Below are 18,796 nucleotides of genomic sequence, written 5' to 3' on the forward strand. Positions count from 1 at the left end.
GGTACAGTGCATTGTCATGGTGAGCTCCCAGGGCCAAGATGAAACGACCTGTCGAGGGCTCACGTTGGCGCAGGCTTGCAGATATGGTCGGTCTCAGGGGGCGATCCTGAGCCGATGGATTCCTTATCGGCGCTTGCAGTGAGGTGAGGGGCGGGAGATTTCTCCCACGGTCTGACTAGCAGAAGCGAATTCAGTCCCTCCGCCCCCGACAGGTCTCACCCTAGGACATACAAGCGAATTCATTCGCGAAGGATCGCGTAGCGATCCCGATCCTGCCGGGCGGCCCTGCGGTCCGCATCGCGAATGAATTCGCTCCCACACGGTTTCGTCGGGCAATCCCCTACACCCCCGGGGCGCACCGTGCGTCATCACGAATGCGTTCCCACGCGGATCGGTTTGTAGGGGCGAATTCATCCGCGAAAGGCCGAAGGGCCGCTTTTCCCGAATCCGGAACTGGGACCGCGTTGCGCTCCATCGCGAATGAATTCGCTCCCACGCGGTTTCGTCGGGCAATCCCCTACACCCCGGGGGCGCACCGTGCGTCATCACGAATGCGCTCCGGCGCGGATCGGGTTGTAGGGGCGAATTCATTCGCCCAAGGACCGCGCAGCGGTCCCCAACGAACGAGCCCCCGCAAACGCGGGGGCTCTTCATGTCGGTACAAGGCATGTTCGTGTGGGAGCGGATTCATCCGCGAAGGATCGCGCAGCGATCCCCGCTTCCCCCCACGATCACACCCCGCTGCCTCACAGCTTGGCGATGGACACCTCGGTGGACTTCACGAAGGCGATCACCTCGGAGCCGATGCCCAGCTCCAGCTCGCGCACGGAGCGGGTGGTGATCACCGAGGTGACGATGCCGGCGGCGGTCTGCACGTCGATCTCCGACAGCACCGGGCCTTCGATGATTTCCTTGATGGTGCCCTTGAACTGGTTGCGGACGTTGATGGCTTTGATGGTCATGGCGTTTTTCCTTTGCTCGGGGTCGTGGGATGAAGATCAGAGTGCCCAGCGCAACTGCGTGGGCAGGGGTGAAACAGGTTCGGGTTCCGGCGGCGGCGCCGGCTGCGACAGCACGCGTTCGAGGACCTGGGCCTCCAGCGCCGCCAGCCGGGCCGAGCCACGGGTACGCGGCCGGGGCAGGTCGACCGTGAGGTCGAGGCCGATGGCGCCGTCCTCGATCAGGATCACCCGGTCGGCGATGGCCACCGCCTCGTTCACGTCGTGGGTCACCAGCAGCACGGTGAAGCCGTGTTGCTGCCAGAGCCGCTCGATCAGTTGCTGCATCTCGATGCGGGTCAGCGCATCCAGCGCGCCCAGCGGTTCGTCCAGCAGCAGCAGGCGCGGCTGGTGGATCAGCGCACGGGCCAGGGCCACGCGCTGCTTCTGGCCACCGGACAGCGCCGCCGGCCATTCCCGGGCGCGGTCGGCCAGGCCCACCGCCTCCAGGGCTTCCAGGGCCTTGGGCCGCCAGTCGCCGGAGAGGCCCAGGCCGACGTTGTCGATCACCCGTTTCCAGGGCAGCAGGCGCGCGTCCTGGAACATCAGCCGGGTGTCCTCGCGGGCCTCGGCCAGGGGGGCCGAACCGGCCAGCAGCTCGCCTCGGCTGGGCTGGTCGATCCCGGCCAGCAGGCGCAGCAGGGTGCTCTTGCCGCAGCCACTGCGGCCGACCACGGCGACGAACTGGCCGGCGGGGATGCGCAGGTCGATGCCCTTGAGCACCTCCCGCTCACCGAAGGATTTGCCGATGCCCTGCACCGCCAGGGGAATGCCGCGCTTGAGGTGCTGCGGCGTGGACAACGCATTCATGCCGCACCTCCCTTGGGCTGGTAGGCCGGGTGCCAGCGCAGCCAGGCACGCTCCAGACCACGGGCGGCGAGGTCGGCCAGCTTGCCGAGGACGGCATAGAGCACGATCGCCAGTACCACCACGTCGGTCTGCAGGAACTCGCGGGCGTTCATCGCCAGGTAGCCGATGCCGGCATTGGCGGAGATGGTCTCGGCGACGATCAGGGTCAGCCACATGAAGCCGAGGGCGAAGCGCACGCCCACCAGGATCGAGGGCAGCGCGCCGGGCAGGATCACCTGGCGGAACAGGCCGAAGCCGGAGAGGCCGTAGCTGCGCGCCATCTCCACCAGCGCCGGGTCGACGTTGCGGATGCCGTGGTAGGTGTTGAGGTAGATGGGGAACAGGGTGCCGAGGGCAACGAGGAAGATCTTCGCCGACTCATCGATGCCGAACCACAGGATCACCAACGGGATCAGCGCCAGGTGCGGCACGTTGCGGATCATCTGCACCGAGCTGTCCAGCAGCCGCTCGCCCCAGGCGGAGAGCCCGGTGATGAAGCCCAGCAGCAGGCCGATGCTGCCGCCGATGGCGAAGCCGATGCCGGCGCGCCAGCCGCTGATGGCCAGGTGGGTCCAGATATCACCACTGGCCACCAGGTGCCAGCCGGCGGTCACCACGGCGCTGGGCGCCGGGAGGATGCGGGTGGAAAGCAGGCCGGTCTCGACGGCGACCTGCCAGGCGACCAGCAACGCCACCGGCAAGGCCCAGGGCGCGAGACGCTGGAGGATTGATTGGACGTTCATCTCGGCACCCTCAGCTCTGCGAGACCTTGAGGCGACGCTCGGGCAGCGCCTCGTTGGCCACCATCTCGCCGAAGGGGCTGACGAAGGCCAGGCCATCGCTCGCCTGCGGGCGCGCCACGTCCAGGTGGGGGAACAGCAGTTCCGCCACGCGGTAGGACTCTTCCAGGTGCGGGTAGCCGGAGAAAATGAAGGTGTCGATGCCGAGGTCGGCGTATTCCTTGACCCGTGCGGCCACGGTGGGGCCATCGCCCACCAGTGCGGTACCGGCACCACCACGCACCAGGCCGACACCGGCCCAGAGGTTGGGGCTGACTTCCAGCTGGTCGCGCTTGCCGTTGTGCAGGGCGGCCATGCGTTGCTGGCCGACGGAATCGAAACGGGCGAAGGCCGCCTGGGCCTTGGCAATGGTGGCGTCGTCGAGGTGGGCGATCAGGCGGTCGGCGGCAGCCCAGGCTTGTTCATTGGTTTCGCGCACGATGACGTGCAGGCGGATGCCGAAGCGCACGCTGCGGCCGAGCTTGGCGGCTTTCGCGCGCACCTGTCCGATCTTCTCCTTCACGGCGGCCGGTGGCTCGCCCCAGGTCAGGTACAGCTCCACCTGCTCGGCGGCCAGGTCCTGGGCGGCCTCGGAGGAACCGCCGAAGTACAGCGGCGGGCGCGGTTGCTGCAGCGGCGGGTAGAACAGCTTGGCGCCCTTCACCTGGATGTGCTTGCCGTCGTAGTCGACGGTCTCGCCCTCCAGCACGCGGCGCCAGATGCGGGTGAATTCGACGGAAGCCTCGTAACGCTCCTCATGGTTCAGGTGCAGGCCATCGCCGGCCAGCTCGTCCGGGTCGCCCCCGGTCACCAGGTTGAACAGGGCCCGGCCACCGGAGAGGCGGTCGAGGGTGGCGGCCTGGCGCGCGGCGACGGTGGGCGAAATGATCCCCGGGCGCAGGGCCACGAGGAACTTCAGGCGCTGGGTCACCGGGATCAGCGAGGCGGCGACCAGCCAGGAGTCCTCGCAGGAACGGCCGGTGGGGATCAGCACGCCGCCGAAACCGAGGCGGTCGGCCGCCTGGGCGATCTGCTGCAGGTAGCCGTGGTCGACGGCACGGGCGCCCTCGGATGTGCCGAGGTAGTGGCCGTCGCCGTGGGTCGGCAGGAACCAGAAGAGGTTGAGACTCATCGCAATAACTCCAGGGTGAGCGCGCCGGCGTGGCGTAGCCGCGCGATGATGGTTCGTGTGCGGTAGCCGGGCCTTCCCCGCGCCGTCCAGGCGCGGGGCCAGGCGTGGGTCAGGGTTGCTGGGCGACCTTGGCGGGCGGCGTCCAGATCACGTCCTTGATGCTGAGTTTTTTCGGGATCAGCTTCAGGTCGGTGAAGGTGTCGGCGATCTTCTGCTGTGCCGTGACCACCTCCGGGCTGAGGAACTGGGCGCCGTAGCCCTGGCGCTTCACCGCGATGGCGGTGATGTCCCTGGGCAGGCCGAGCAGCGGTGCGACCTGCTCGGTCACCTTGTCCGGGTCAGCCTTGGAGTCCTCGCCCACGGCGCGGACCTCTTCCACCAGGGCGCTGATCACCTGCGGGTGCTGGGTCGCGTAGTCACGGGTGGCCAGGTAGAACTGGTGGTTATCCACAAGCTGGCTGCCGTTGCGCAGGGTGCGGGCCTGCAGCTGCTGCTCGGCGGCCGCCTGGAAGGGGTCCCAGATCACCCAGGCGTCGACGCTGCCACGCTCGAAGGCGGCGCGGGCATCGGCCGGGGGCAGGTACACGGGCTGGATGTCGCTGTACTTCAGGCCCGCCTCTTCGAGGGCGCGGACCAGCAGGTAGTGCACGTTGGAGCCCTTGTTCAGGGCGACCTTCTTGCCGGCCAGGTCCTTCACCGACTGGATCGCCGAGCCCTTGGGCACGAGGATCGCCTCGCTGGTGGGCGCCGGCGGTTCGTAGGCGACGTAGAGCAGGTCGGCACCGGCAGCCTGGGCGAACACCGGCGGGGTCTCGCCGGTGACGCCGAAGTCGATGGAGCCGACGTTGAGGCCTTCCAGCAGCTGCGGGCCGCCGGGGAACTCGGTCCATTTGACGTCGATGCCCTGGGCGGCCAGGCGCTTCTCCAGGGAGCCCTTGGCCTTGAGCAGCACCAGGGTGCCGTACTTCTGGTAGCCGATCCGCAGGGTCTCGGCCTGTGCCTGGGTGATGGCGCCGAATGCCAGGGCCGCGGTGAACAGCGCAGCCAGGCTCCGACGCAAAGTGATGGTGCGCATGGCGCTCTCCTCGTACTTCGCTCGTGCTTGTGTGCGCCTGCTCGCCTCGTTGGCGGGAGAGTAAGGCCGGTTCGGTTGCTCCACAGGGAGCGGGTTGTTCGTGTCAGACGCTCCAGCGCGCGTGGCGCAGGGCGTTCGGGTCCAGCGGGCGCGGCTGGCGGGCCAGGGCCTGGTGGAACCGTTCAAGGGCTTCGTCCAGGCGCTGTTCCAGGGACGGGGCCAGTTGCACCCCGCCGTTCTCGAACGCCACCTGGCTGTCGTCGGCGAACACGCCGTGCTGCACGTCCTCGGCCTTGAGGGCCGCCAGGACCGGACGCAGGGCGTAGTCCACCGCCAGCATGTGGGCCTTGCTGCCGCCGGTGGCGATGGGCAGCACCACCTTGCCGGCCAGGGCCCGCTCGGGCAGCAGGTCCAGCAGGGTCTTCAGGGCGCCGGCGAACGACGCCTTGTAGACCGGCGTGGCCACCAGCAACCCGTCGGCCTGGCCGACCTGTTCGATCAGGTGCTGCACGCGGGGGCTGTCGAAGCGCGCGTGCAGCAGGTCCTCGGCGGGGAAGTCACGCACGGCGAACCCCGTCACCTCGACCCCGTGCCGCTCCAGCCAGTGCCGCGCACGCGCCACCAGGGCGGCGGAGCGGGAATTCGGGCTGGGACTGCCGGATAGGGTCACCACCACCATGGTCGTGCCTCCAGGCTCAGCGGTTGGGCTGCGGGGTCAGGCGCAGGTAGGGGCGTACGGCCTTGTAGCCGCGGGGGAAGCGCTGCTTGATCTCGTCCTCGTCCTTGAGCGAGGGGACGATCACCACGTCGTCGCCGTCCTGCCAGTTGGCCGGGGTGGCGACCTTGTGGTTGTCGGTCAGCTGCAGGGAGTCGATCACCCGCAAGATCTCGTTGAAGTTGCGGCCGGTGCTGGCCGGGTAGGTGATGATCAGCCGCACCTTCTTGTTCGGGTCGATGATGAACAGCGAACGCACGGTGAGGGTGTCGTTGGCGTTGGGGTGGATCAGGTCGTAGAGGTCAGACACCTTGCGGTCGGCGTCGGCGATGATCGGGAAGTTGACCACGGTGTTCTGGGTCTCGTTGATGTCATCGATCCAGCGGATGTGGGAGTCCACCGGGTCCACCGACAGGGCGATGGCCTTGACGCCGCGGGCGGCGAATTCGTCCTTGAGCTTGGCGGTCAGGCCCAGCTCGGTGGTGCACACCGGGGTGAAGTCCGCGGGGTGGGAGAAAAGGATGCCCCAGTTGCCACCGAGCCACTCATGGAAGCGGATGCGGCCTTCGCTGGAATCCTGTTCGAAGTCGGGGGCGATGTCGCCGAGTCGGATGGTCATGGTGTGGCTCCTCTGTCGTGGGGTGGCGTTCCGTGGAGCTCACTATGCGCAAGGTTTTTGAAAATTAAAAAGAATAAATGACAATTTATTTATAACTTTAAGAGCTATATGGATCGACTCACTTTCCCTCCCACAAGAGCACGTGCTGCTCGCGAAATCCGTGCCCCGGACGACGGCCTTGCCTGGCGTCGTGGGCCGGTTGGGACGCCGCACCGCACGCCAGGCGAACGCCCACCCAGCAGGCCAACGCCCTGCCCTCCCCCGAATCCCAGGCACAAAAAAGCCCCGCCTCCGCCAGGGGCGGAAGCGGGGCTCGATGACGCTGCTTACAGCAGGGTCAGGGTGTAGCTGACGATCAGGCGGTTCTCGTCCTGGTCGCGGGTGGTGCCGCCGACGTCGCTGCGGAAGGCAGCGTTACGCCAGGAGAAGCCCAGGCCTTTCAGCGGGCCGTCCTGCAGGGTGTAGTCCAGGCGGAAGTCACGCTCCCATTCGCCGAGGTCGCCACCGGTGGGGTTGTCGATGCCGCTGCCCTTCAGGTAGGTGGCGACGGCCTTCAGGCCCGGTACGCCGGCCTTGGTGAAGTCGTAGCCGTACTCGGCCACCCAGGTGCGCTCGCCGGCGCTGAGGAACTTGCCGATCTGACGGTCGGTGATCAGGTAGGCGGTGGCACCGTCGCCCTGGTTCAGGAACGGGAAGGCGCTGTCGCCGGAAACCTGCTGGTAGCCCAGGCTGGCGGCGTGGCTGCCCAGGGTGTAGGTGAACATGCCGCTCCAGGTGCGGTTGTCCACTTCGCCACGCAGCGGGTCATTGCTGGCCCACTTGCCGGAGCTGCGGTAGCCCAGGCTGCGGCCGGCGGCGCTGGAGTTCAGGCCGTCGGAGGTGCTGTAGAAGTAGCGCAGGTCGGACTTCAGGCTGCCCGGACCGATCGGCAGGTTGTGGGTCAGGCCCAGGAAGTGCTGCTTGTAGAAGTCTTCCAGGTTGCCGTAGTAGTACTGCGCGGTGAGGTCCTTGGTGACCTTGTAGTCGCCACCGGCGAAGTAGAACTTGTTGCTGAACTGGCCGTTCCGGTAGTTGCTGGGGCTGTTGGCACCACCGATGGACAGGCCACGGGCGTCGCTGGAGTTACGGCCCTTGGCGTGCTCGAGCTGGCCACCGGTCAGGGTCAGGCCGTCGATCTCGTTGGAGGTGACCTGGCCACCTTCGAAGGTCTGCGGCAGCAGGCGACCGTCGTTGAAGGTCACCACCGGCAGCTTCGGCTGCAGGGTGCCGAGACGGGCCTCGGTCTTGGAGAAGCGGACCTTGGCGGTCAGGCCCAGGCTGCTGAAGTTATCCACAGCACGGCCATTGCTTTCGCTCGGGAACACCAGGCCGCCATAGGCATTGCTGCCGTTGTTGTAGTGGGTGCCCTTGCCGGAGTCCAGGCGCACACCCAGCAGGCCCAGGGCGTCAACGCCGAAGCCCACGGTGCCTTCGGTGTAGCCGGAGGTGTAGTTGAGGATGAAGCCCTGGCCCCACTCTTCCTGCTTGGAAGGGTTATTGGTGCCTTCGCGGTTGTCCTGGTTGATGTAGAAGTTGCGCAGGCCGAGGGTGGCCTTGCTGTCTTCGATGAAACCGCCTGCAACGGCCTGTTGGGCCAGCAGGCCGCCAGCGATGGCCAGGGCCAGGGTAGATTTGTTCATGCAATGCTCCAGTGGTGCGTGTTTCTAGGTTGTTCTGGTCGGTGACGTGCACACCGCTATGTACAGACGACTAGCGAAGTGGAATGACCCGTGGGTCAGAAAATCCCCGTAGCGCCCCTTGCAGTGGGCCTGCCTCAGGTGGCGGCCAATCTAGGACAAGGGATTTAATTCTTAAAAAGAATTTATCGTCACGTTGTTGTAACTAAATCGAATAAAACGCCTGATAGCCTCCCTCTGGCGGGGAGCTGCCCTTGGACGGGTCACATCAGTTACTCGAAAGGGCGCGCAAATTACCGACTTTGGTCGCCTGGCGCCATCCCCAATGACTCGGCAGCGGACGGAATTCGCAGTCCCACGCCTCTCCTGACCTGCAAAGGCCTCGGCACCCTCACGGCCGCTCATAAACTAATAACCAAATAGTATTTATTGAGCTGTTTTTAGATCATTTAGATTTCGCTTCACCGGACCACCGGACTCCCAGCACCACCCCCCCCTATTCCAGTCCCGTGGCCCGGCCTCGCGCCGGCCAGCCGCCCGTGAGGAGCACCACCATGAATCGTTCCCCCTTCGCCCGCCGCCTGCTGGCGGCCCTGACCGTCGGCGGTCTGGCCCTGAGCGCCCACGCTGCCAACTTCACCGTCGCCTACCAGACCACCGTGGACCCGGCGAAAGTCGCCCAGGCCGACGGCGCCTATGAAAAGGCCAGCAACGCCAAGATCGACTGGCGCAAGTTCGACAGCGGCGCCGAAGTCATCACCGCCGTCGCCTCCGGTGACGTGCAGATCGGCTACGTCGGCTCCAGCCCCCTGGCGGCGGCCGCCACCCGCCAGCTGCCGATCCAGACCTTCCTCATCGCCACCCAGATCGGCGACGCCGAGGCCCTGGTCGCCCGCAACGGCGCCGGCATCGCCAAGCCCGAGGACCTGGTCGGCAAGAAGATCGCCGTGCCCTTCGTCTCCACCGGCCACTACAGCCTGCTGGCCGCCCTCAAGCACTGGAAGATCGACCCCAGCAAGGTGACCATCCTCAACCTCGCGCCGCCGGCCATCATCGCCGCCTGGCAGCGCGGCGACATCGACGCCACCTACGTCTGGGACCCGGCGCTCGGCGTGGCCAAGGCCAACGGCAAGGTGCTGATCAGCTCCGGTGAGCTGGGCGCGCTCGGCGCCCCGACCTTCGACGCCTGGATCGTGCGCAAGGACTTCGCCGAGAAGCACCCCGAGGCGGTCCGCGCCTTCGCCAAGGTGACCCTCGACGCCTACGCCGACTACCGCAAGGACCCGCAAGCCTGGCTGGCCGACAAGGCCAACATCGACAAGGTGGTGAAGCTCTCCGGCGCCAAGGCCGAAGACATCCCGCTGCTGCTGCAGGGCAACGTCTTCCCGCTGGCCGCCGACCAGGTCACCGCCCTCGGCGCGCCGACCACCCAGGCCATCAACCAGACCGCCACCTTCCTCAAGGAGCAGGGCAAGGTCGATGCGGTGCTGCCGGACTACGCCCCCTACGTGAGCGCCAAGTACGTCACCAACTGATCGGCTGCGCGTCGGCGGGGCGTTGTTGAAAACGACCTGGGCTTGCTCACCTGCAGCAGCCCCGGTCGTTTGCGACCGGCCCCGCTCCAACTCGCTCGATCCGACACATTCAGAAGAGCGCAAAAGAAAATGGCCTTACTCCAGCTGGAGCGCATCAGCGCACAGTACCCCGGCACGGCCGAGCCGGTACTGACCGACATCTCCCTCACCCTCGGGCCACAGCAGCTGCTGGTCGCCCTGGGGCCTTCCGGCAGCGGCAAGACCACGCTGCTCAACCTCATCGCCGGCTTCGTGCCCCCCAGCGACGGTCGCATCAGCCTCGACGGCAAGCCCGTGCAGGGCCCCTCCGCCGAGCGTGGGGTGGTGTTCCAGGACGACGCCCTGCTGCCCTGGCAGAACGTCCTCGGCAACGTCGCCTTCGGCCTCGAACTGGCCGGCGTGCCCCGTGCGCGGCGCGAAGCCAAGGCCCGCGAGATGCTCGCCCTGGTCGACCTCGCCGGCTTCGAGAAGCGGCAGATCTGGGAACTCTCCGGGGGCCAGCGCCAGCGCGTCGGTATCGCCCGGGCCCTGGCCGCCGACCCGCGCGTGCTGCTGATGGACGAACCCTTCGGCGCCCTCGACGCCTTCACCCGCGAACAGATGCAGGAGCTGCTGCTGCAGGTCTGGCAGCGCGCCGCCAAGCCGGTGTTCCTGATCACCCACGACATCGAGGAAGCGGTGTTCCTCGCCACCGACCTGATCCTCCTGTCGCCCAATCCCGGTCGCATCAGCGAGCGCCTGACCCTCGACTTCGGCCGCCGCTACGCCGCCGGCGAGAGTGCACGGGCGATCAAGTCCGACCGGGCCTTCATCGAAACCCGCGAACACGTCCTCGCCCAGGTCTTCGCCGAACGGCAAAGGAGAAGCGCATGAGCAGCCTCGACCTGCCCCTGCCGGAAAACAAGGCAGCGACCCCCGCACCCCGCACCTGGCGCCTCTCCACCTTCGCCATCAGCAGCCTGACCCTCGTCGGCCTGCTGCTGGCCTGGTGGGCGGTGACCACCGCCGGCCTGATCGAGCCGTTGTTCCTGCCCAGCCCCCAGGCGGTGCTGCGCAAGGGCTGGCAGCTGGCCACCCAGGGCTACATGGATTCCAGCCTCTGGGCGCACCTGCTGGCGAGCCTGGCGCGCATCGGCACCGCCCTGCTGGCCGCCGTGCTCACCGCCATCCCGCTGGGCATCGCCATCGGCCGCAACCGCATCGCCCACGGCATCTTCGACCCGCTGATCGAGTTCTACCGGCCGATCCCGCCGCTGGCCTACCTGCCGCTGATCGTCATCTGGTGCGGCATCGGCGAGCTGTCCAAGGTGCTGCTGATCTTCCTCGCCATCTTCGCCCCCATCGCCATCGCCACCGCCACCGGCGTGCGCAACGTCAACCCGGCGCGCCTGCGCGCGGCGCAGTCACTCGGAGCCACCCCGGCGCAGCTGATCCGCCACGTGGTCCTGCCCAGCGCCCTGCCGGACATCCTCACCGGCGTGCGCATCGGCCTCGGCGTCGGCTGGTCGACCCTGGTCGCCGCCGAACTGGTGGCCGCCACCCAGGGCCTCGGCTTCATGGTCCAGTCGGCCGCGCAGTTCCTGGTCACCGACGTCGTGGTGCTCGGCATCCTGGTCATCGCCCTGGTCGCCTTCGCCCTGGAACTCGGCCTGCGCACCCTGCAACGCAAGCTCGTGCCCTGGCACGGGCAGAACCACTGATCGAGGCCCGTCATGCCCCTGCACATCACCCCCCTCAGCCCCGCCCTCGGCGCCCTCGTCGGCGGCGTCGACCTGCGCGAGCCGCTGAGTGCCGAACACCGCGATGGCATCGAGGCCGCCCTGCTCCAGCACCAGGTGCTGTTCTTCCGCGCCCAGCCCCTGGAGCCCACCCAGCAGGCACGCTTCGCCGCCCAGTTCGGCGACCTGCACATCCACCCCATCTACCCCAATATCCCCGAGCAGCCGGAAGTGCTGGTGCTCGACACCGCCGTCACCGACGTGCGCGACAACGCCCTCTGGCACACCGACGTGACCTTCATGGAAACCCCGGCCCTGGGCGCCGTGCTCAGCGCCAAGCTGCTGCCGCCGGTGGGGGGCGACACCCTCTGGGCCAGCAGCAGCGCCGCCTTCGAGGCGCTGTCGGTGCCGCTGCAGCGGATGCTCGAAGGCCTCACCGCCACCCACGACCTGGCCCGCTCCTTCCCCGAGGAACGCTTCAGCCTGACGGCGGAGGAACGCGAGAAGCTGGAAGCGGCCAAGCGCAAGCACCCGCCGGTGAGCCACCCGGTGGTGCGCACCCACCCGGTCACCGGGCGCAAGGGGCTGTTCGTCAGCGAAGGCTTCACCACCCGCATCAACGAGCTGTCGGCGGCGGAAAGCGACGCCCTGCTGCGTTTCCTCTTCGCCCACGCCACCCGCCCGGAGTTCACCCTGCGCTGGCGCTGGCAGGAGAACGACGTGGCCTTCTGGGACAACCGCATCACCCAGCACTTCGCCGTCGACGACTACCGCCCCGCCCGCCGCGTGATGCACCGCGCCACCATCCTCGGCGACAAGCCGTTCTGAACGGTCCCCTCCCGCTCCGATACGGAGCGGGGGCGAGCCGCTTGTCCACCGATCTTCGGACGGGTCCGAATGGCCTTCTGCCAGCCTTTTGCCAAGGCGCAACACAGTTCCTGAAACCGGTGTGAACGTCGTTGCAAAGCTGGCCGTTGACCCCTTCTGCCAAAGGAACTGTCGCTATGCTGGGGCCCCTAAAGCAGTGTGTTCCACCACCGTCAGGGCCCGTCAGCCATGAGTGCAGCCATCTACATCGTTCCTGAGAAACCCGTCGCCGGGCTCGATGATTTCGTCCACGGCAGTACCGTCGTCCAGGTGGACGAAGTCGAGGTCGACGACCTCTGCAAACGGCTCAAGGTGAAGTCGCTGTGGGACTTCGTCAGCCAGGATCCGAACGAGTTCGCCGACCTGCTCGAAGGCCTCGAACTGGACGACCAGCTCGCCTGCGAGCAGTGGTTCAGCCCCGAGGACGGGCTGCGCACCGTGCGTGCCCTGCAGGGGCACCTGGTGAGCCAGCCGCGTTCGCTGTCCAACGCCGATGCCTTCCTCGAAGACCTGCAGGACTACGAGTGGGTGCTCAGCGCCCTCGCCGAGCAGGACGTGCGCTGGCATTTCGCCGTCGCCGTCTGAGCCCTCCCCCGGGCCCGGGGCCGGTCAGAGCCGGTCCAGGGCCTGCACGAAGTCGCCGATGATGTCGGCGGCGTCCTCGATCCCCACCGACACGCGGATGGTCCCCTCGTGGATGTCCAGCTCCGCCAGGGCCTCGGCCGACAGGGCGCGGTGGCTGGTCTTGCCCGGGTGGGTGATGCTGCTGGCCACGCCGGCCAGCGAGGGCGCGAACGCGGTACGCTGCAGGCCGCGGATCAGGCCGTCCACCTCCGCCAGGCCGCCCTTGAGGGTGAAGCTCAGCATGCCCGAGGCACCCTTGGGGAACAGCCGCTGGGCCAGCGCGAAGTCCGGGTGCGAGGGCAGCCCCGGGTAGAACACCTTCGCCACCTGCGGATGGGCCTCCAGCGCTTCGGCCAGGGCCTGGGCGTTGGCCGAGTGGGCCTTCATGCGCAGGGCCAGGGTCTTGGCGCCACGGAAGGTCAGCCAGGCTTCGAAGGGGCTGGAACTGCCGCCGGCATTGATCTGGAAGCGCCGCGCCTGGGCGATCCACTCGGCGTCGCCGACGAGGATGCCGCCGGTGGCGTCGCTGTGGCCATTGAGGTACTTGGTGGTGCTGTGCAGCACCAGGTCGGCGCCAGCGGCCAGCGGGTTGTAGAGCGCCGGCGAGAGGAAGGTGTTGTCCACCAGCAGCTTCAGCCCGTGGGCCTTGGCCAGCTTGGCCAGGGCGGGGATGTCGCTGATGCGCACCAGCGGGTTGGAGGCCGTCTCGGTGTAGATCAGCCGCGTGGCCGGGGTGATGGCCGCCTCCACCGCCGCCAGGTCGTTGATCTCCACCAGGGTGGCGCTGATGCCGAAGCGCGCCAGTTCCTTCTCGATCAGGCTCTGGGTGGTGCCGTACAGCTCGCGGCTGGCGATCAGGTGGTCGCCGGCATTCAGCCGGCCCAGCAGCGCCGCACTCACCGAGGCCATGCCGGAAGCGGAGAACAGCGCTGCCTCGCCGCCTTCCAGGTCCCGCACCAACTGCTCCAGCGCCGCCTGGTTGGGGTTGGCGATGCGGGTGTACATGTAGTTGTCCGGGTTGCCGGCGAGGAAGTCGTCCACCTGCTCCAGGTTGTCGTAGACGAACACCGAGGACTCGTAGATGGGCAGCGTCTTCGGGCGGGTGACCATCTGCTGGTCGACGTCGTTGCCGCTGTGCACCGCGCGGGTGGAAAGGCCGGGTCTGGATTCAGGCATGGAGTCCTCCGAGAAATCGTGCGGAATGTAGGGGCGAATTCATTCGCCAAGGACCGCGCAGCGGTCCCACGCCTTGCAGGGCAGTCCGGCGGACTGCTGGGCGAATGAATTCGCCCCTACAAGGTGGCCAATGCCACCACATAAAAAAAGAACGCCGACGATAGTCGAGACTCGTCGGCGTGAGGAGAGGCGCGGCGTTCGCCGCACCACCGTGGCTTGCGGTTGATCAGAAGGCCGGCACGACCGCGCCGGAGTATTTCTGCTCGATGAAGGCCTTCACTTCCGGGCTGGTCAGCGCGGCGGAGAGTTTCTTGATGGCGTCGCTGTCCTTGTTGTCAGGACGGGCCACCAGGTAGTTCACGTAGGGCGAGCTGCGGTCTTCCAGCACCAGCGCGTCCTTGGACGGGTTGAGCTTGGCCTCCAGTGCGTAGTTGGTGTTGATCAGCGCCAGGTCCACCTGGTTCAGCACGCGCGGCAGCAGGGCCGCTTCCAGTTCCTTGAACTTGAAGTGGTGCGGGTTCTCGGCGATGTCCTTCGGAGTCGCCAGGGCGTTGCTCGGGTCCTTCAGCTTCAGCAGGCCGGACTTCTGCAGCAGGAGCAGGGCACGGCCGCTGTTGCTGCCCTCGTTGGGGATGGCGATGGTGGCGCCGTCCGGCAGGTCCTTCAGGGATTTGTACTTGCTGGAGTAACCGCCGAAGGGCTCGACGTGCACGCCCTGCACGATCACCAGGTGGGTGCCCTTGCCGCTGTTGAAGTTGTCCAGGTAGGGCTTGGTCTGGAAGTAGTTGGCGTCCAGGCGCTTCTCTTCCACCTGCACGTTGGGTTGCACGTAGTCGGTGAACACCTTCACTTCCAGATCGACCCCTTCCTTCGCCAGCTGCGGCTTGATCAGTTCGAGGATCTCGGCGTGGGGCACCGGGGTGGCGGCGACCACAAGTTTCTCGCCGGCGTGGGCCAGGGTGACGGAAAGGGCGGCAGCCAGAGCGGTCAACAGCAGGGACTTCTTCATGATGCTCCTTGATCTCAGGGGCTCCGGCTGGATCGTCAGCCATGAGCGGGGGTTCGGGTCCCGGCCTGGATGGTGCCGGGTTGGAGCGGACGTTACGGTGATTTTTTATAACGAACAAATACCAATTTTTTATTCATATATTCTTTTATGGAATTAAAAGACACCCCAGCCCGTACCCGACACGGTCCCCGTGCCCACATCGAATGTCGCCCTCGTGAATTGCCTGACCCGGCCCGCCTCACTAGAGTGGCGGCCTGTACCAGACACCCTCGGATGCCCGCCATGCTCGCCACTGCCCTCGCCCGCTTTCCCCGCCTGGAACTGGTCACCGCACCGACCCCGCTGGAAAAGCTGGAGCGCCTCTCCCGGGAGCTGGGGCGCGGCCTGTACGTCAAGCGCGACGACCTGACCCCCTTCGCCCTCGGCGGCAACAAGGTGCGCAAGCTCGAATACCTCGCCCAGGACGCCCTGGCCCAGGGCGCGGACGTGCTGGTCACCGCCGGCGCCATCCAGTCCAACCATGTGCGCCAGACCGCCGCCCTGGCCGCGCGCCTGGGCCTGGGTTGCGTGGCCCTGCTGGAAAACCCCATCGGCACCACCGACCGCAACTACCTGGAGAACGGCAACCGCCTGCTGCTGGACCTGTTCGGCACCGAGGTGCAGCGGGTGCCCAACCTCGACACCGCCGACCAGTTGCTGGCCGAGGCCGCCGAGCGCCTGCGCGCCGAAGGCCGCACCCCCTACGTGGTGCCCATCGGCGGCTCCAACGCCCTCGGCGCCCTGGGCTACGTGCGCGCCGGCCTGGAACTGGCCGAACAGATCCAGGCCAGCGGCGAGCGCTTCGCCGCCGTGGTGCTCGCCTCCGGCAGCGCCGGCACCCACGCCGGGCTCGCCCTGGCCCTGGAGCACGCCCTGCCCGGCACCCGCGTGGTGGGCGTCACCGTGTCGCGCCCCGACGCCACCCAGCGCCCCAAGGTGGAAGGCCTGCTGCAGCGCACCGCCGAGCTGCTGGGCGTGCCGGTGCCCAACGGCCTGAAGGTGGAGCTGTGGGACCAGTACTTCGCCCCGCGCTACGGCGAAGCCAATGCCGGCACCCTCGCCGCCGTACGCCGGGCCGCCGCCTGTGAAGGGCTGCTGCTGGACCCGGTCTACACCGGCAAGGCCTTCGCCGGCCTGCTGGACGGCATCGCCCGCCAGGCCTTCGACGGCGACGGCCCGCTGCTGTTCCTGCACACCGGCGGCTCACCGGCGCTGTTCGCCTATCATCCAGCGGGTGATGCGAACCACGACTTATAACCAGAAAGACATTTTCTGGTTTTTTATTTATTTAAACGAATATATGGAACTCCCTTAGAGTGGCGACCCTCCATTCGCCAACTGCCCCCGCGAGGCCCCTTATGCACGCAGCAACTCTCCGTCGTCCCGCCCTCTTCGCCAGCCTGGCACTGGCCCTCGGTCTCGGCCTGGCCGGCACCGCCGCCGCCGACCTGAAGGACATCCAGCAGAAAGGCGCCCTGAAGATCGGCCTGGAAGGCACCTACCCGCCCTTCAACTACCAGGACGAGAGCGGCAAGCTCACCGGCTTCGAAGTCGAGCTGGCACAAGCCCTGGCCAAGGAGCTGGGTGTGAAGGCCGAGTTCCAGCCGACCAAGTGGGACGGCATCCTCGCCGCCCTGGAATCCCGTCGCCTGGACGTGGCCATCAACCAGGTGACCATCTCCGAAGAGCGCAAGAAGAAGTACGACTTCACCACCCCCTACACCGTCTCCGGCATCCAGGCCCTGGTGCGCAAGGGCAAGGAAGGCGAGATCAAGACCGCCGCCGACCTGGCCGGCAAGAAGGTCGGCGTGGGCCTGGGCACCAACTACGAGCAGTGGCTGAAGGAGAACGTCCCGCAGGCCGACATCCGCACCTACGACGACGACCCCACCAAGTTCCAGGACCTCAACGTCGGCCGCATCGACGTGATCCTGGTGGACCGCCTGGCCGCCTTCGAAATGGTCGACAAGACCGGCGGCCGCCTGGCCGTGGCCGGCGAGCCCTTCTCCCGCCAGGAGGCCGGCATCGCCCTGCGCAAGGGCAACCCAGAGCTGCTCGCCGCGCTGGACAAGGCCCTGGCCAAGCTCAAGGCCGACGGCACCCTCAAGGCCCTGTCCGAGAAGTGGTTCAAGGCTGACGTGACCCAATGATCGAAGACGGCAGCCTGCAACTGGTGCTGGATTCCGCGCCCTTCCTGTTGAAGGGCGCGCTCTACACCGTAGTCCTCAGCCTCGGCGGCATGTTCTTCGGCCTGCTGCTGGGCTTCGCCCTGGCCCTGGCGCGCCTCTACGCCATCGCCCCGGTGCGCGGCCTGGCGCGGGTCTACGTGTCGTTCTTCCGTGGCACACCGCTGCTGGTGCAGTTGTTCATCATCTACTACGGCCTGCCCCAGCTCGGCCTGGAGCTGAGCCCGCTGATGGCTGCGCTGATCGGCTTCTCGCTGAACATGGCCGCCTACACCTCGGAAATCCTCCGCGCCGCCATCGCCTCCATCGACAAGGGGCAATGGGAAGCCGCTGCCAGCATCGGCATGAGCCGTGGTCAGGCGCTGATGCGCGCCATCCTCCCGCAGGCCGCGCGCACCGCCCTGCCGCCGCTGGGCAACAGCTTCATCTCGCTGGTCAAGGACACCGCCCTGGCCGCCACCATCCAGGTGCCGGAGCTGTTCCGCCAGGCGCAGCTGATCACCGCGCGCACCTTCGAGATCTTCACCATGTACCTGGCCGCCGCGCTGATGTACTGGGTGCTGGCCACCCTGCTGGCCCACGTCCAGGCGCGCCTCGAAGCCCGGGTCAACCGCCACGAACAGGACAGCTGATGATCACCGTCCGTAACCTGACCAAGTCCTTCAAGGGCCAGGCGGTGCTCAAGGGCATCGACCTGACCATCGAACCGGGCGAAGTGGTCGCCATCATCGGCCCCAGCGGCTCGGGCAAGACCACCCTGCTGCGCTGCCTCAACCTGCTGGAAGAGCCCGACGGCGGCACCCTCCAGCTGGGGCGGATCGAGATCGACGCCAACCAGCCCCTGAAGCAGCAGCAATGGCTGATCCGCCAGTTGCGCCAGCACGTCGGCTTCGTGTTCCAGAACTTCAACCTCTTCCCCCACCGCACCGCGCTGGAGAACGTCATCGAAGGCCCGGTGGTGGTGAAGAAGGAACCCCGCGAGCGTGCCATCGCACGCGCCCGCGCGCTGCTGGCCAAGGTCGGCCTGGCGGGCAAGGAAGACGCCTACCCCAAGCGCCTTTCCGGCGGCCAGCAACAGCGGGTGGCCATCGCCCGCGCCCTGGCAATGGAACCGGACGTGATCCTCTTCGACGAACCCACCTCCGCCCTCGACCCCGAGCTGGTGGGCGAGGTGCTGACCACCATCCGCGGCCTGGCCGAGGAGAAGCGCACCATGGTCATCGTCACCCACGAGATGAGCTTCGCCCGCGACGTGGCCAACCGCGCGATCTTCATCGACAAGGGCGTGATCGTCGAACAGGGCGACGCCAAGACCCTGTTCAGCGCCCCGAAGGAAGAACGCACCCGGCAATTCCTCGCCAAGTTCCTGGTGGGCTAACGCCTATCGCTCTTGATCCTGTAGGCCGCCCAAACGAAACCCCGTGGGAGCGAATTCATTCGCGATGGAGCGCAACGCGCTCCCGCCTTTTCACCACCACCGTGTCCGCCGGAAAAGCGGCCCTTCGGGCCTTTCGCGAATGAATTCGCTTGTATGTCCTAGGGTGAGACCTGTCGGGGGCGGAGGGACTGAATTCGCTTCTGCTAGTCAGACCGTGGGAGAAATCTCCCGCCCCTCACCTCACTGCAAGCGCCGATAAGGAATCCATCGGCTCAGGATCGCCCCCTGAGACCGACCATATCTGCAAGCCTGCGCCAACGTGAGCCCCCGACAGGTCGTTTCATCTTGGCCCTGGGAGCTCACCATGACAATGCACTGTACC

19 protein-coding genes are annotated in these 18,796 nt (G+C 67.1%); 9 read left to right on the forward strand and 10 right to left on the reverse strand.

What is annotated here, in order from left to right:
• Positions 1-746: 746 nt before the first annotated feature.
• The 8 genes from SZ55_RS25870 to SZ55_RS25905 all read right to left on the reverse strand — a co-directional run bounded on the left by SZ55_RS25870 (position 747) and on the right by SZ55_RS25905 (position 7,846).
• A complete protein-coding gene (locus tag SZ55_RS25870) occupies positions 747-962 on the reverse strand; it encodes a TOBE domain-containing protein (protein WP_003455791.1) in 216 nt (71 codons plus the stop codon).
• Positions 963-998: 36 nt separating this feature from the next.
• The gene (gene ssuB / locus SZ55_RS25875; protein ID WP_044413870.1) at positions 999-1,808 is read right to left on the reverse strand and encodes an aliphatic sulfonates ABC transporter ATP-binding protein; all 810 of its coding nucleotides are present in this window, start codon (positions 1,806-1,808) and stop codon (positions 999-1,001) included.
• Entirely contained in the window at positions 1,805-2,590 is a 786-nt protein-coding gene (gene ssuC / locus SZ55_RS25880) for an aliphatic sulfonate ABC transporter permease SsuC (RefSeq protein WP_044413872.1), read from the reverse strand. Before ssuC ends, ssuB begins: the two co-directional genes overlap by 4 nt.
• Before the next feature lie 10 nt (positions 2,591-2,600).
• Positions 2,601-3,758, reverse strand: a complete 1,158-nt coding sequence (ssuD, locus tag SZ55_RS25885; protein ID WP_044413875.1) for an FMNH2-dependent alkanesulfonate monooxygenase — start codon at positions 3,756-3,758, stop codon at positions 2,601-2,603.
• A gap of 109 nt (positions 3,759-3,867) precedes the next feature.
• The gene (locus SZ55_RS25890) at positions 3,868-4,833 is read right to left on the reverse strand and encodes a sulfonate ABC transporter substrate-binding protein (protein ID WP_044413879.1); all 966 of its coding nucleotides are present in this window, start codon (positions 4,831-4,833) and stop codon (positions 3,868-3,870) included.
• A gap of 103 nt (positions 4,834-4,936) precedes the next feature.
• Positions 4,937-5,512, reverse strand: coding sequence for an NADPH-dependent FMN reductase (ssuE, locus tag SZ55_RS25895; RefSeq protein WP_044413882.1), 576 nt, complete (start codon positions 5,510-5,512; stop codon positions 4,937-4,939).
• Positions 5,513-5,528: 16 nt separating this feature from the next.
• The gene (locus tag SZ55_RS25900; RefSeq protein ID WP_044413884.1) at positions 5,529-6,167 is read right to left on the reverse strand and encodes a peroxiredoxin; all 639 of its coding nucleotides are present in this window, start codon (positions 6,165-6,167) and stop codon (positions 5,529-5,531) included.
• A 326-nt stretch (positions 6,168-6,493) separates the two neighbouring features.
• Entirely contained in the window at positions 6,494-7,846 is a 1,353-nt protein-coding gene (locus SZ55_RS25905) for an OprD family porin (protein ID WP_044413886.1), read from the reverse strand.
• Positions 7,847-8,397: 551 nt separating this feature from the next.
• Here SZ55_RS25905 and tauA point away from each other — a divergent pair.
• From tauA to SZ55_RS25930, 5 genes are all read left to right on the forward strand, one after another.
• On the forward strand, positions 8,398-9,378 hold the full coding sequence (tauA, locus tag SZ55_RS25910) for a taurine ABC transporter substrate-binding protein (protein ID WP_044413889.1): 981 nt from the start codon (positions 8,398-8,400) through the stop codon (positions 9,376-9,378).
• Between the two features lie 129 nt (positions 9,379-9,507).
• On the forward strand, positions 9,508-10,290 hold the full coding sequence (gene tauB, locus SZ55_RS25915) for a taurine ABC transporter ATP-binding subunit (RefSeq protein WP_044413892.1): 783 nt from the start codon (positions 9,508-9,510) through the stop codon (positions 10,288-10,290).
• Positions 10,287-11,117 carry a taurine ABC transporter permease TauC gene (tauC, locus tag SZ55_RS25920; protein ID WP_044413895.1) on the forward strand — a complete coding sequence of 277 codons (831 nt, stop codon included), beginning with the start codon at positions 10,287-10,289 and terminating at the stop codon, positions 11,115-11,117. Before tauB ends, tauC begins: the two co-directional genes overlap by 4 nt.
• 12 nt (positions 11,118-11,129) lie before the next feature.
• Positions 11,130-11,963: a taurine dioxygenase gene (gene tauD, locus SZ55_RS25925; protein WP_044413898.1), complete on the forward strand. Its 834-nt coding sequence runs from the start codon at positions 11,130-11,132 to the stop codon at positions 11,961-11,963.
• Between the two features lie 228 nt (positions 11,964-12,191).
• Positions 12,192-12,587 (forward strand): hypothetical protein, encoded by a 396-nt coding sequence (locus SZ55_RS25930; RefSeq protein WP_044413902.1) that lies wholly within the window; start codon positions 12,192-12,194, stop codon positions 12,585-12,587.
• A gap of 24 nt (positions 12,588-12,611) precedes the next feature.
• On the opposite strand, the gene SZ55_RS25935 is transcribed toward SZ55_RS25930, so the two are convergent.
• Positions 12,612-13,802 carry a trans-sulfuration enzyme family protein gene (locus tag SZ55_RS25935; protein WP_044413905.1) on the reverse strand — a complete coding sequence of 397 codons (1,191 nt, stop codon included), beginning with the start codon at positions 13,800-13,802 and terminating at the stop codon, positions 12,612-12,614.
• Positions 13,803-14,028: 226 nt separating this feature from the next.
• Positions 14,029-14,811, reverse strand: coding sequence for a MetQ/NlpA family ABC transporter substrate-binding protein (locus SZ55_RS25940; RefSeq protein ID WP_044413907.1), 783 nt, complete (start codon positions 14,809-14,811; stop codon positions 14,029-14,031).
• 282 nt (positions 14,812-15,093) lie between these two features.
• Here SZ55_RS25940 and SZ55_RS25945 point away from each other — a divergent pair, with 282 nt between their 5' ends.
• From SZ55_RS25945 to tcyN, 4 genes are all read left to right on the forward strand, one after another.
• Complete coding sequence (locus SZ55_RS25945) at positions 15,094-16,107, forward strand: D-cysteine desulfhydrase (protein ID WP_044413910.1); 1,014 nt, start codon at positions 15,094-15,096, stop codon at positions 16,105-16,107.
• A 101-nt stretch (positions 16,108-16,208) separates the two neighbouring features.
• Positions 16,209-17,000 carry a cystine ABC transporter substrate-binding protein gene (tcyJ, locus tag SZ55_RS25950; RefSeq protein ID WP_044413913.1) on the forward strand — a complete coding sequence of 264 codons (792 nt, stop codon included), beginning with the start codon at positions 16,209-16,211 and terminating at the stop codon, positions 16,998-17,000.
• Complete coding sequence (gene tcyL, locus SZ55_RS25955) at positions 16,997-17,668, forward strand: cystine ABC transporter permease (protein ID WP_044413916.1); 672 nt, start codon at positions 16,997-16,999, stop codon at positions 17,666-17,668. The genes tcyJ and tcyL overlap by 4 nt, the downstream gene beginning before the upstream one ends.
• The gene (gene tcyN, locus SZ55_RS25960) at positions 17,668-18,414 is read left to right on the forward strand and encodes an L-cystine ABC transporter ATP-binding protein TcyN (protein WP_044413919.1); all 747 of its coding nucleotides are present in this window, start codon (positions 17,668-17,670) and stop codon (positions 18,412-18,414) included. The genes tcyL and tcyN overlap by 1 nt, the downstream gene beginning before the upstream one ends.
• Positions 18,415-18,796 lie beyond the last annotated feature (382 nt).

It is taken from the genome of Pseudomonas sp. FeS53a, from assembly GCF_000931385.1.
Lineage (GTDB): Bacteria > Pseudomonadota > Gammaproteobacteria > Pseudomonadales > Pseudomonadaceae > Metapseudomonas > Metapseudomonas otitidis.

What these genes read in the sequence shown, in the direction of transcription:
- SZ55_RS25870 (WP_003455791.1), bottom strand. Translation starts at nt 962, where the DNA reads ATGACCATCAAAGCCATCAACGTCCGCAACCAGTTCAAGGGCACCATC.
- ssuB (WP_044413870.1), bottom strand. Translation starts at nt 1,808, where the DNA reads ATGAATGCGTTGTCCACGCCGCAGCACCTCAAGCGCGGCATTCCCCTG.
- ssuC (WP_044413872.1), bottom strand. Translation starts at nt 2,590, where the DNA reads ATGAACGTCCAATCAATCCTCCAGCGTCTCGCGCCCTGGGCCTTGCCG.
- ssuD (WP_044413875.1), bottom strand. Translation starts at nt 3,758, where the DNA reads ATGAGTCTCAACCTCTTCTGGTTCCTGCCGACCCACGGCGACGGCCAC.
- SZ55_RS25890 (WP_044413879.1), bottom strand. Translation starts at nt 4,833, where the DNA reads ATGCGCACCATCACTTTGCGTCGGAGCCTGGCTGCGCTGTTCACCGCG.
- ssuE (WP_044413882.1), bottom strand. Translation starts at nt 5,512, where the DNA reads ATGGTGGTGGTGACCCTATCCGGCAGTCCCAGCCCGAATTCCCGCTCC.
- SZ55_RS25900 (WP_044413884.1), bottom strand. Translation starts at nt 6,167, where the DNA reads ATGACCATCCGACTCGGCGACATCGCCCCCGACTTCGAACAGGATTCC.
- SZ55_RS25905 (WP_044413886.1), bottom strand. Translation starts at nt 7,846, where the DNA reads ATGAACAAATCTACCCTGGCCCTGGCCATCGCTGGCGGCCTGCTGGCC.
- tauA (WP_044413889.1), top strand. Translation starts at nt 8,398, where the DNA reads ATGAATCGTTCCCCCTTCGCCCGCCGCCTGCTGGCGGCCCTGACCGTC.
- tauB (WP_044413892.1), top strand. Translation starts at nt 9,508, where the DNA reads ATGGCCTTACTCCAGCTGGAGCGCATCAGCGCACAGTACCCCGGCACG.
- tauC (WP_044413895.1), top strand. Translation starts at nt 10,287, where the DNA reads ATGAGCAGCCTCGACCTGCCCCTGCCGGAAAACAAGGCAGCGACCCCC.
- tauD (WP_044413898.1), top strand. Translation starts at nt 11,130, where the DNA reads ATGCCCCTGCACATCACCCCCCTCAGCCCCGCCCTCGGCGCCCTCGTC.
- SZ55_RS25930 (WP_044413902.1), top strand. Translation starts at nt 12,192, where the DNA reads ATGAGTGCAGCCATCTACATCGTTCCTGAGAAACCCGTCGCCGGGCTC.
- SZ55_RS25935 (WP_044413905.1), bottom strand. Translation starts at nt 13,802, where the DNA reads ATGCCTGAATCCAGACCCGGCCTTTCCACCCGCGCGGTGCACAGCGGC.
- SZ55_RS25940 (WP_044413907.1), bottom strand. Translation starts at nt 14,811, where the DNA reads ATGAAGAAGTCCCTGCTGTTGACCGCTCTGGCTGCCGCCCTTTCCGTC.
- SZ55_RS25945 (WP_044413910.1), top strand. Translation starts at nt 15,094, where the DNA reads ATGCTCGCCACTGCCCTCGCCCGCTTTCCCCGCCTGGAACTGGTCACC.
- tcyJ (WP_044413913.1), top strand. Translation starts at nt 16,209, where the DNA reads ATGCACGCAGCAACTCTCCGTCGTCCCGCCCTCTTCGCCAGCCTGGCA.
- tcyL (WP_044413916.1), top strand. Translation starts at nt 16,997, where the DNA reads ATGATCGAAGACGGCAGCCTGCAACTGGTGCTGGATTCCGCGCCCTTC.
- tcyN (WP_044413919.1), top strand. Translation starts at nt 17,668, where the DNA reads ATGATCACCGTCCGTAACCTGACCAAGTCCTTCAAGGGCCAGGCGGTG.